A 12,210-nucleotide genomic window follows, 5' to 3' on the forward strand; every position below is an offset into this window, starting at 1 on the left:
TGAATACGTTGTTAGGTTACAGGGAATGTAATCATAGATAACACTTTCCCATCATTTCTATTTTCTAGCTTAAAATTAAAGTTATTTCCAAATAAGGTTTTTAAGCGTTCGTGGGTTGTTTTTAAACCTGTTCCCTTTTCTAGTAGTTTATTAAAATTGTCTTCTAAAGGGATACCATTATTTACTATTTCTATGGTAAGGTTATTTTCTGTTTTGTATATGGATAGCTTGATTTCTAATTCTGTAATATTATAACCATAACCATGTTTTATTGCATTTTCTATTATAGGCTGCATTAATAAACTAGGTACTAAATAATTTTCTACGCCTTGTTCTATGGTTTTAGTAAACGTTAAATGATCTGAAAACCGCACAGATATAATATCCATATATTTATCTAAAAACTCTAACGATTTTTTTAAAGGAATCATGTGGGTTTCATTATAAGCAATAAATTCTCTAAACAAATCTCCAAAATCTGCAATAAGGTTTTGAGAGCGTTCTATATCTACCTCCATTAACGACGATATACTATTAAGCGTATTAAACATGAAATGCGGGTGTAATTGCGATTTTAGCATATTCAATTTTGTTGTCGCTAATTGCGTTTCTAATTGCGATTTTTGAAGCTCAATATTTTTTATTTTATTCGTATAAAAGTATACTGTAATAATACCTATTAAAGAAAAGTACACCAAAAAATTTAAGTGTACTACACTCATAAAATGATTTAAAGACAGGTTAACTAGAATAGACTGTAGTGGCGATCCATTAATTAAAACAACAATTAATCCTGAGATAAAAAATATAAAATAGCCCATAAAAAAAGAGAAAAACAAATGCACTAATATAATACGTGTCCAGCTTAATTGTTTTTCGAACATTCGTTTTATAAGACGACTCATTAATATCATAAAAGCTATAACAATAAGCCAGTCTAATATTATATCGTAGGTAAATAAGCCAAACCAACTTATGGTTTTATAGTATAAGCCTGTAGATTTTAAATACACCTTTCGTATTAACCCTATTAATACGGTAAACGTGTAAAAAAGGGCTATATATTTTAATAATCTAGGGTCTATTATATATTTAAGTTTCATTATCCTCCAATAATTTCTAAAAAGTCCTTTTTATAACTCTGGCTTACTCTAAATCGTTTACCATCTTTCATTTTCACATCTATTTCACCATAATCTGACTGTATTATTTTATCCAAAAAATTTAAATTAATTACGGTAGAGCGGTGAATACGAATAAAACTAGGATTTTTTATATCTAATAAAACATGACCTAAAGACTGTCTTAAAACATGCGTTTTTTCTATTGTTTGTATATCTATATAACTTCCTGAAGCTTCTATATATTTTATTTGTTCGGTTTCTACAAATGAAATGGTTTTACCCGTTTTTACAGGCAACTTATTTTTAAAATAGTCTTGTTTGTTAGGAGTATTACTCACTTGTTTTAATAAGCTGTTTAACGTGTTATTAAAATCGATATTTTTTCCTTGTTTTCGTTGTTTAACAATCCTATTTACGCAAGACACAAAACGTTCTTTTTTAAAAGGCTTTAATAAATAGTCAAAAGCCAATACATCAAAAGCTTTTACTGCGTAATGATTAAAAGCTGTAACAAATACTACAAAAGGTGGTTTTACTGTTAATTCATGTAAAACATCAAAACCAGAAATGTCTTTCATCTGGATATCTAAAAAAATAAGCTCTGGTTTTAGCTTACGAATCATCTCTATAGCCATCTTACCCGTTTTAGCTTCACCTAGCACATTTAATTCTACAATATCTTTAGTTAAATTTAATATACGCTGCCTTGCTAGTGGCTCATCGTCTATAATTAAACAGGTTATTTCCATATATAACTTTTGGTTAAAATTACTAAAAATAAATAAGCATCTGCTTAGTTTTATATACCATCAAACCATTATAAAAGAGATTCACATCACGTATTTAGTTATTCATAACAACATCACAGGAGCTTGCCTCATTATTAAGTTTTACGGCGCAACTAGAAAGTAACTTTGGTAAAAACTTTTTTTTATATGAAAACAACTTTACTTTTTAGTTTACTAAGCATAGGTTATAGTTTTACTGTAGCCTCACAATCTTTTGAAGCCACTAACATTACCGACCTTACTACAACAGCTTCGGGCTCAAGAAGCGCTAATTTTGTGGATGTTAATGGAGATGGATGGGATGATATTTTTATCTCTAACGGACCATCAGGCGGGCAAAACAATATGTTATATCTTAATAATGGAGACAACACATTTACTACGGTTGTTGACGACGATATTGTTATGGATGGTAGTAGTTCTGACGGTACCAGTTTTGCCGATGTAGATAACGATGGTGACTTAGATGCTTTTGTTGTTACATGGGCTTCAGGAACCGCTGGAAAAAACTTCTTTTACAGAAATAACGGCAATGGTACATTTACTAATGAGCCCGACACACCACTTACTAACCTATATACTTTTTCTGAAATGGCAACATGGGTAGATATTAATAACGACCAATTTCTGGATCTTTATTTTACAAATAGTCTTGGAGCTGCTGCAAATCGGTATTTTGAAAATCAAACCGATGGTACTTTTAGCGCAGTTACCAACCTACCTATTACCAGTGAAGTTCTAGGTACACGCTCTGTAGACTGGATAGATTATGATAACGATGGCGATTGCGACCTTTTTTTAACCAATGAAAACAACACTAAAAACTCGTTGTTTAGAAACGATGGCCCTAATAACTTTACACAAATAATAGATTTAGCTATAGTACAGGATATGAAGAGTTCTGGAGGTAGCTCTTGGGGAGATATAGATAATGATGGTGATTTCGATTTATTTGTTGCTAACTGGCAAAACCAAAATAACCAATTATTTATTAATAATGGAGGTACGTTTACTGAACAAACCTCATCTGTTATTGCTACAGGCGGAGGTCATTCGTTCGGTTCTTCGTTTGCAGATATAGATAATGATGGCGATTTAGATCTTTTTGTATGCAATGCCTTTTTAGCAAGTCAGACTAATAATTTTGTATATATAAATGATGGCACAGGTAATTTTACTCAAGATACATCTAGCGTTTTAGCAACACAAAACGGTTGGACTTTTGGTTGTGCTTTTGGAGATTATAATAACGATGGTTGGCTAGACTTAGTTTTGGCAAACACACTAAATGAAAGTCAAAACAATAGCTTATTTAAAAACACAGGAACTGGTAATAATTGGGTTAAATTTAATTGTACAGGAACAAATTCTAACACCTCGGCTGTAGGTACAAAAATAAGACTTAAAGCAACTATAAATGGTAATACAATATGGCAAACTAGAAAAATCACTGCATCCTCAGGTTATAATAGTCAAAATAGTTATGCTGTGCATTTTGGTTTAGGCAATGCTACTATTATAGATGAATTAGAGATTACTTGGCCAATAGGTACAGTAGAAACGTTTAACAACATTTCTATTAACACCATTCATACACTTATTGAAGGTACTGGGCTTAGCGTACCAGAGTTTAACAATAACACACATTTTAGCCTATTTCCTAATCCTGCACAGGATACCATTAATTTAAAATTAGCACCTATGGTTAACGATAACTACACCAATATATCTCTAAAAATAGTAGATAGTAGAGGCAGACACGTTGCGCTTTATAAGCATTTAAATTTTGAGCTAAATACAACATTACCTATTAGTATAGCTAAACTAACACCAGGCTTGTATTTTTATAGCATATCTACCGCCAAAAATCGTACTCTAACTTCCGGTAAAATTATTAAGTTATAACACTAAACATTTAACTGCAAAACAGGTAAAAACACGTGTTTCTTATCCTTCTTATTTATTTACTTTTAATGCAATAAAAATAAAGTACAATAATTATGAAACATTATATTTTTGGTTACGGCTCTTTAATAGAAACAGAATCTAGATTACGAGCTGCACCAATGGCTAAAGTAGCATTTCCTGCTATTGCTCACGGATTTCAACGTGGTTGGTATGCGCAAATGCCAGAAACATTAGCCAGTATTTCGCCAACTTATTTAGGTTGTTTCCCTGACAAAGCTACACACGTTAACGGTGTTATTTACGAAGTTACCGAAGCAGAATTAAAAGCAACAGACGAAAGAGAAATGGGATACATTAGGAAAAAAGTAGAACATTGCGAAGAGTACTATCAAGTTACAGAACCAGAAGATACGGTTTGGATTTATGTTAACGATTTCCCTAATGTTGTCCCTCCACCAAGTGTTTACCCTTCAAAAACATTTCCTATAGTGCAATCGTATGTAGATATTTGTATTAATGGTTGTTTAGAAATAGAAAATAGTTTCCCTAAAGCTAAGGAAGACTTTTTTACTATAGATTTTATACGCTCTACTATTGGCTGGAGCGAGTTTTGGGCTAACGACCGTATTTACCCAAGACGTCCCTTCATGTATCGTAAAAATGCTTTTACAATAGATGCTATTTTAAAAGAACATTTACCTGATTATTATAGCAAAATTTATATTGAATAATGAAGTGTTTCCTTAACATAACTGATAAAAAAATACGTAGTTCTACGTATTTTTTTTGTTTGGTATTTACTGTAATTTGTTGGCCCGTAAAATTCCCCTAGCTGCTTTACGGAAAACCTCAAGGAAGCTGTTTGTTTTTTGGGGTTATTTGATATTAAAATGAACTATATTAATATAAATAAATTGCTCTTTTTTATTTACAAACTATGACAGAAAGAACAAAAATATCTTCTATTTTAAATGACTCTCCAAGTGTTGAACTTTTACGATTGAGAAATAGGGAATTAATCTTTGATTTTTTTTTGACAACTTTTAATAAAGATAGAAGTAATATCTCTTTTGAAAATATTTTATTATTACTAACTGATTTTATGTCACATCATAACGTAAGTTTAGAAGAAAAAGAAATTAATACAATAGACACTTTTGAGATTAAAGCAAAAAATAGAATTAGAGAATGGACAAACAAAGGTTTTCTTACCAACTACAAAAATGAAAATGGTGATATATTTTATGAGCTATCACCACATACAAACAAAACAATTAATTGGGTTTATAGCCTTGAAAAAAAAGAATTTGTAGGTGCAGAATCAAAATTCAAAGATATTTTTAATAAACTTAAAGAGTTGGTAGAATTTACAAATGAGGACATTGAAAAACGAATAGAAATACTTGAAAATAAAAAATTAAGTATTGAACAAGAAATACAACAACTTAAAATCGGTGAAAATATAAAGATATTTGAGGAACATGAAATAATCCCAAGGTTTCAACAACTTACGTTCACTGCAAAAGAACTTCTCTCCGACTTTAAAGAAGTTGAAGATAATTTCAAAAATATAACTAAAGACATTTATCAAAAACACACGGATGAAAACTTAACTAAAAGTGATATTTTAACATTCACATTTGATGCTCTTGATGACTTAAAAGAAAGCTATCAAGGAAAAAGTTTTTATGCCTTTTGGAGGTTCTTAATGGATAGAAACCTTCAAGAAGAATGGAATATTTTAACTGAAGAACTTTATCAAACATTATCAGAGAAAAACATCCAAATAAATGACACTTTTTTAAAAGGCATGAAGAATTATCTTCACATTTCTGGAAATAAAGTATATCAAGCCAATGATAAAATGGCTGAGAAATTAAGCCGGATAATTAGAGAAAATGATAATTCCGAAAAAAAACTATCGAAAAAAGTTATTCAAGAAATTAAAAACTATTTAACAGAAATTAGTAAAAATAAAACAAGACCTGATTTATCAATTGAAGTTGAAGTAATTAATAAAATAGACATCCCTTTTGATAAGCGTTTAACTTTTAAACCAAAAGAAGAAGTAATTTATAATAAAAAGCCGAAACTCGCGGAAAACGATATTTCTCAATCAAATCAATTGTCTAAAATCTTTAAAGAAAATATTATAGATAAAAACCTTTTAAAGAATCGAATAAAAGAAATGCTAAAATCAAAATCTCAGACAACACTTAATGAGGTTATAGAACATAATGGAGGCATAAAAAAAGGGCTCCCTGAACTATTTGGTTATTTTGGAATAGTAAAAGATTTTACGCATAGTTTTAATCCAGAAAAAGAACAAAAAATAATATTTGACAAAACCAATAATAAGTCCATTAAAGTCCCTGAAATAATTTTAATCAAATGAACTCATTACAAGAAAATATAAAGCCATACTCAAAAGCAATAGTTAAATTATTGAAAAGAACAATTAATAAAAGTGATTTTGTCTGGAATGACATATTAAATTATCAAAACGAAATTCAAGAATATATTAGTAAAATTGGATTAGAATTAATTGTAAAAGAAAATGATGGGTTTGCATTCCTTAAACAATTTGAAATTGATAATGAGAACAATACAATAGGAATTGCTTCAAGAAGACAAGTAGGTTTTGAAACAAGCATTGTATTGGTTATTCTAAGACAAATAATAGAAGAGTTTGAAAGTGACCCAACAGACTTTACTGTTACAGAAAAATACATAACAGAATCAGAATTGAAAGAACAAATTGCATTCTATCTTCCTGAAAAATTCAATAAGGTTAAGTTTATAGATGACTTAAAAAAATACATTGAAAATGTTGAAAAGTTAGGTTACCTAAAAGAAAGTGGAACTAGCGGAAATGAAAAAAAATACAAAATTCATAAAATAATCAAAGAAAAAGTCACGCTTGACATTTTAAATGAATTTAAAGAAAACTTAAAACAATATGTGGAGTCTATTTAGTACAAGTTCATATACATCAGGATTTAGGCTTCAATATATGGAAATCTATAATTGGGGAACATTTGACAATCAAATATTTAAAATTGAACCCAAAGGGAATAATTCATTATTAACTGGTGCAAATGGATCTGGTAAAACGACTTTTATAGATGCATTGCTTACCCTCTTAGTTCCATTAAAAAATGATAGATTTTACAATCAATCTTCTGGAGTTCAAAAGAAAGGAGACCGTAATGAAGAAAGTTATGTCCTTGGACATTACGGAGATATTCAGAAAGAAGGAGATTTAAGTGCTACAACTCAAAAACTGAGAGATAAAACAACCTATTCCGTTCTTTTGGCTTCTTTTTCAAATACAGACGAAAAAATAATAACTCTATTTCAAGTTAGAAGTTTTACAAATGGGGCAATGAAAGTTACATTTGGAATTGCTTACAAAACACTAAATATACAAACTGATTTTAGCAATTTTGATTCAATAGGTAATTTAAAAAGAAGACTCTATAAAATTCATAACGAAACCAATAAAAAATGGATTGAATATTTTGATGGCCCAAGCAAATATGCTGAAAGATTACGTGAACGATTCGGTATGTCTAAAAATGCTTTAAGTCTTTTCAATCAAGTTGTAGGTATTAAGGTTTTGGGGGATTTAGACGAATTTATTAAGACCAATATGCTTGAAAAGCGTGATGCTGAAAATGAATACAATCAATTAAAAGATAGCTTTATAACATTGATAAATGCCAAAAATGACATTGATAAAGCAAAAGAACAAATAAAACAACTTGAACCGATAAATTCAATTGCTAATCAGCTTGAAGAACTTGATAATAAGTTAGATAAAATAAAAAAAGACAGAGAAGATTCCGTTTATTGGTTTGCACAAAAAGGATTAGAATTAGCAGATACAGAAAGTAAAAAACTAGAAAGTTTAATACAAGAAATTGATGCAAAGCTTAAAACCCTAAAAGAAAATAAAACTGATTTAGAAATAAAGAAAACAAAGCTATCAGTTCAGATAGAAAAAAACGAAGTTACTAGGCAAATTAATGATTTAAAAATTGAGATTGGAAGATTATCAAAATCAAGAGATAATAGAAAATTAAAATTAGACCATTACAATAAGTTAATTGTAAAGCTAGAATTTAAATCTAGTTCTAACGAAAAAGAATTTATTGAAACTAGAAATTTAGCTCAAGAAAAAAAGAAAAATAGTTCTCTTGAAATCGAGAAAGAAAGAGAGGTTTTAAGACTTGCTAAAAACAAAAGTGATGAAATAAAAATAAATATTGAAGATGGTATTGAAACTATAAAATCATTACAGAGTAACAATAATAACATAACTGGAAATCCAGCAAGAATTAGAGAAGAAATACTTAAAAATGTTGGAGCAACCAAAGACGAAATACCCTTTATTGGGGAGCTAATAAAAGTAGATGATTTAGAATGGGAATCTTCTATTGAAAAAGTATTACATAATTTTGCTTTGAGGTTAATAGTTCCTGAAAAGTATTATCAACCAGTAAATAAATACGTAAATAGGACTAACTTAAAAGGAAGAATTATTTATGAACGTTACAAAGAATTCACTTCTTTAAAATCTTTACAAAATTACCCAAACGATAAAAATCTTTTAATCAATAAAATTAGTTTTAGGCCCAATAGTAAATATGTTGATTGGGTTGAGCATAATATAATTAATCAGTTTAACTATATCTGTGCAAATAATCTTTCTGAATTTAACACTTTAGATAAAGCCATTACAAAAGAAGGTTTAATAAAAAGAAAAGGAAGACACGAGAAAGATGATCGAAAAAAAATCACAGATAGAAACAACTATGTATTAGGTTGGGATAATAAAGACAAAATAAACTGGTGGAAAATTGAAATTAAAAAATTACATGAAGAAGAAAAGAAACAGAAGAATTTAGTTAGAGGTATAGAAAAACAAATCAAGTATATAGAGTTATTAAAAGATAATTTATCTCATTTATTCAACAGTTTTACAAAATTTGATGAAATTGATTGGAAAACTTATGCTAAAAAAATTCAAGAAAAAGAAGAACAAAAAAAAATACTTGAAAACACAAATGATGAGGCTAAAGCACTTCAAGAACAATTAGAAAAAGTTCAAAGTAACTTAAATAAAAATGAAGAGGAAATTGACTCTAAAAAAGATTTAAGAAGAATTGAAAATGGTAAATGGGAATCTGCCAAATTATTAATAACCTCTCATTCTGCTTTCTTAAATCAATTCTCAGAAAACAAACCTGACTTGATTGATTTCGAACAAGACAACGAGATACTAAATGAAATAAATTACAGCAATTTCTCATCTACTCAAAAGACCTTTCAAGACAATATAGAAACACTAAATAAAGATTTAAAAGACAAAAAAAATGACTTAACTATAAAAGTAAGTTCTAAAATAAACGCCTTCAAAAACCCTCCGGAAAATATTTTAATCAAATATAAATCCTGGCGTTCTGATGTACATCAACTTCCTACTTCATTAGAATTTATAAGTGAATATCAAAAGAAGTATAATGATTTAATTGAAGAGGGTTTACCAAGTTTTGAGGAAAAATTTAATAACTATTTACAAGCTACAATTGAGGATAAAGTAGCAAACTTTAAATTCTTTTTTGACAAATGGTCTGATGATATTAAAGAAAACATAGGTTCATTAAATGACTCACTTGAAGGCATAGATTTTAGTAGTTACCCCACTACAACATTTATTCAACTTAAAGCAAACACAAAAAGAGAGGATAACATTATAGAATTCAAGCGATTATTACACGATTCAATTCCAAACTTTAAAGAGTTTGAAAACTCTATAGATGCGCAAAAGAATCATTTTAATAATAATATTGAACCTTTTATTCGTCTACTTGAAAATGAAAAATGGCGTGAAAAAATTATGGATGTTCGCTCTTGGTTTGAGTACAACGCAGAAGAAATCAGCAGAGAAACTAATCAAAGAACAAAAACTTACACAGGGATGGGGCAACTTTCTGGAGGAGAAAAAGCACAATTAACATATACAATACTAGGTTCTGCAATAGCTTATCAATTTGGATTAACTAAAGAAGGAATGCAAACTAATTCTTTCCGTTTTATTGCAATAGATGAAGCCTTTAAAGCCCAAGACGAAGAAAAAGCAAAATACCTTATTAATTTATGCAAACAACTTCACCTACAGTTATTAGTCGTAACACCAAGTGACAATATTCATATTGTCGAAAACGACATTTCATTTGTTCATTACGTAGAAAGAAGAAATGACAAAATTTCTTGGCTTTATGATATGACGATTGAACAATTTCTTGAGGAAAAATCAAAATATATTACCGAATGATAAGTCCTAACGAAATAAAATTAAAAGCTAAAAGAAAATACAAAAGTTATCTTCAAGCGATAATAAACCAAAAAGATATTTTTCCTTTTCCTATTATTGGTAATAAAAAGCCCAGTAAATCAATTCCTGAATTCAAAAAAGAACTAAATGAGCTTATTAGTTTTTCTAAAGAAAAAAAAGGCTATGGTTATAGTATTAACTACTTAGAAAGGAAAACAAAAAATCTGGGGACTCAAAGTTTTCCTTCAAGTATATATTTTGAAACTAAACAAGATTTTGAAAAATACCTTAAAGTAGAAAAAGAAGTTCAACAATTTATAACCGATTATAATGATATAAGTGACACCTTTCCCGAAATCAACCAATGGTTAAAAAAATATCCAAACAAAGTAATTGCTAATTCGGATAATTGGACCGATATTTTGAAAGTATGTAAATACTTTAAATCCAATCCAAAACCGAATTTATATATCAGAGAATTACCAATATCTGTTCATACCAAGTTTATTGAATCAAATGCATCTATTTTAAGAGAATTACTTGATATTATAATTGAGCCTTTTACAGTAAAAGACCAAACTAAATTTGAAAAACGTTTCAACTTAAAATATAGTCAACCTCTAATAAGATTCAAAGTTCTCGATTCTAAACTAAGTGAGACTTATTTTTTTGGAATAAATGATATTTCAATTCCAATCAATCAATTTAACGCTTTGAATTTAAATTTTGAAAAGATAATTATTGTAGAGAATAAAACAAATTTACACACCATTGCATTAACACTTCCTGAAATGAAAAAAACAATTACAATTTTTGGTAGTGGCTTTAAGGTTGAGAACTTAAAAAACGCTGAATGGTTGAGTGCATTAGAAATTTTGTACTGGGGAGATTTGGATGTTCAAGGTTTTGAAATCTTATCACAAATGCGAAAATATTTCAAACAAACTAGAAGTTTTCTAATGGATGAGGCTACATTTAATAAGTTCTTCGAGAATGATAATGGAACTTTATCTAATGTAAACAGTCAACTAAACCTGACTAAAGCAGAAATGAATCTTTACGAAAAGATTAAGAAAAATAATTGGAGATTAGAACAAGAGAAAATCCCTCTAGAATATGTTAAAGTGCAATTGAATAAAGTATTTGATAAATATTAAAGCTATTTAATAGTGAACTAAATTTATTTTTTTTAGACAAAGATAGTTTACAACTATTCCCCAGCACATCTACCCAAGAATTTTTACAATAATACCCCAAGTCATTAACAATTTAAATGTATAGATTTGCCAACTCGTAATTATACAAAGTCTCCTAATCCATGTAGCAAAACAAAACACCACTAACCGAAGCGCAACTTAAATTCCTTAACACCCATAAAGGCAAAAAGAACAAACAACTATTAAAAGAGATTTTATATGTTAATACACAACAATTAGAAGAATTAGAACACATACGTTCTAACACATCTAAATTGGTATGGTGGTTGGTTGGCAATTCCAGCAATCTGTATCTTTTTAATAGCTATACTTGGAGGCTTTAGCTCCTTATTTTAATATTTATTATATTTAATCCATTCATCAATACAATACAAAATGAAACGCATCACTCTACTCCTACTAACGCTTAGTTTTTCTATAATTGCATCAGCACAAAATACCACAGACGAAGACCAAGTAAAAGCATTAATAACTGGATCTTTTAATGACGTTTGGGCAGGTTTAGATGCTAGCAAAATAAAAGACTACCATACAGACAATTTTATACTATTAGAACATGGAGAAGTTTGGAACAACCAAATGATTGCCGATTATACAAAACGTGCAAAAACACAACCCCCATTACAAACACGCCACAACCGTTTTGAATTTATAAGTGTAAAAATAGAAGGCAACATGGCTTGGTTAGCCTACCATAATTTTGCGCATTGGACACTAGAAGGCAAAGAAACAGGAAAAATGCAGTGGTTAGAAAGTGCTACCGCTATAAAAACAAAAGACGGTTGGCGATTAGAGCTGTTACATTCTACAAGAGTAAACAACAAACACTAAAA

9 protein-coding genes are annotated in these 12,210 nt (G+C 29.2%); 7 read left to right on the top strand and 2 right to left on the bottom strand.

The window, feature by feature from the left end; all coding sequences use genetic code 11:
• Nucleotides 1–11: 11 nt before the first annotated feature.
• Together ACVC08_RS13495 and ACVC08_RS13500 are read right to left on the bottom strand one after the other, a co-directional pair.
• Entirely contained in the window at nt 12–1,103 is a 1,092-nt protein-coding gene (locus tag ACVC08_RS13495; protein WP_452602410.1) for a sensor histidine kinase, read from the bottom strand.
• Nucleotides 1,103–1,873 (bottom strand): LytR/AlgR family response regulator transcription factor, encoded by a 771-nt coding sequence (locus ACVC08_RS13500; protein ID WP_452602411.1) that lies wholly within the window; start codon nt 1,871–1,873, stop codon nt 1,103–1,105. The genes ACVC08_RS13495 and ACVC08_RS13500 overlap by 1 nt, the downstream gene beginning before the upstream one ends.
• A 186-nt stretch (nt 1,874–2,059) precedes the next feature.
• Between ACVC08_RS13500 and ACVC08_RS13505 the strand changes: the two genes are divergently transcribed.
• From ACVC08_RS13505 to ACVC08_RS13535, 7 genes are all read left to right on the top strand, one after another.
• Nucleotides 2,060–3,817, top strand: a complete 1,758-nt coding sequence (locus ACVC08_RS13505) for an FG-GAP-like repeat-containing protein (RefSeq protein ID WP_452602412.1) — start codon at nt 2,060–2,062, stop codon at nt 3,815–3,817.
• Between the two features lie 95 nt (nt 3,818–3,912).
• The gene (locus ACVC08_RS13510) at nt 3,913–4,551 is read left to right on the top strand and encodes a gamma-glutamylcyclotransferase family protein (RefSeq protein WP_452602413.1); all 639 of its coding nucleotides are present in this window, start codon (nt 3,913–3,915) and stop codon (nt 4,549–4,551) included.
• A gap of 206 nt (nt 4,552–4,757) precedes the next feature.
• A complete protein-coding gene (locus ACVC08_RS13515; protein WP_452602414.1) occupies nt 4,758–6,215 on the top strand; it encodes a DUF3375 family protein in 1,458 nt (485 codons plus the stop codon).
• Nucleotides 6,212–6,796: a DUF4194 domain-containing protein gene (locus tag ACVC08_RS13520; RefSeq protein ID WP_452602415.1), complete on the top strand. Its 585-nt coding sequence runs from the start codon at nt 6,212–6,214 to the stop codon at nt 6,794–6,796. Before ACVC08_RS13515 ends, ACVC08_RS13520 begins: the two co-directional genes overlap by 4 nt.
• Before the next feature lie 37 nt (nt 6,797–6,833).
• Nucleotides 6,834–10,160, top strand: a complete 3,327-nt coding sequence (locus ACVC08_RS13525) for an ATP-binding protein (RefSeq protein ID WP_452602416.1) — start codon at nt 6,834–6,836, stop codon at nt 10,158–10,160.
• On the top strand, nt 10,157–11,317 hold the full coding sequence (locus ACVC08_RS13530; RefSeq protein ID WP_452602417.1) for a Wadjet anti-phage system protein JetD domain-containing protein: 1,161 nt from the start codon (nt 10,157–10,159) through the stop codon (nt 11,315–11,317). Before ACVC08_RS13525 ends, ACVC08_RS13530 begins: the two co-directional genes overlap by 4 nt.
• Nucleotides 11,318–11,752: 435 nt before the next feature.
• Nucleotides 11,753–12,208: a DUF4440 domain-containing protein gene (locus tag ACVC08_RS13535; protein ID WP_452602418.1), complete on the top strand. Its 456-nt coding sequence runs from the start codon at nt 11,753–11,755 to the stop codon at nt 12,206–12,208.
• Nucleotides 12,209–12,210 lie beyond the last annotated feature (2 nt).

Source organism: Pontimicrobium sp. MEBiC06410 (genome assembly GCF_053601615.1).

What these genes read in the sequence shown, in the direction of transcription:
- ACVC08_RS13495 (WP_452602410.1), bottom strand. Translation starts at nt 1,103, where the DNA reads ATGAAACTTAAATATATAATAGACCCTAGATTATTAAAATATATAGCC.
- ACVC08_RS13530 (WP_452602417.1), top strand. Translation starts at nt 10,157, where the DNA reads ATGATAAGTCCTAACGAAATAAAATTAAAAGCTAAAAGAAAATACAAA.
- ACVC08_RS13520 (WP_452602415.1), top strand. Translation starts at nt 6,212, where the DNA reads ATGAACTCATTACAAGAAAATATAAAGCCATACTCAAAAGCAATAGTT.
- ACVC08_RS13515 (WP_452602414.1), top strand. Translation starts at nt 4,758, where the DNA reads ATGACAGAAAGAACAAAAATATCTTCTATTTTAAATGACTCTCCAAGT.
- ACVC08_RS13535 (WP_452602418.1), top strand. Translation starts at nt 11,753, where the DNA reads ATGAAACGCATCACTCTACTCCTACTAACGCTTAGTTTTTCTATAATT.
- ACVC08_RS13505 (WP_452602412.1), top strand. Translation starts at nt 2,060, where the DNA reads ATGAAAACAACTTTACTTTTTAGTTTACTAAGCATAGGTTATAGTTTT.
- ACVC08_RS13500 (WP_452602411.1), bottom strand. Translation starts at nt 1,873, where the DNA reads ATGGAAATAACCTGTTTAATTATAGACGATGAGCCACTAGCAAGGCAG.
- ACVC08_RS13525 (WP_452602416.1), top strand. Translation starts at nt 6,834, where the DNA reads ATGGAAATCTATAATTGGGGAACATTTGACAATCAAATATTTAAAATT.
- ACVC08_RS13510 (WP_452602413.1), top strand. Translation starts at nt 3,913, where the DNA reads ATGAAACATTATATTTTTGGTTACGGCTCTTTAATAGAAACAGAATCT.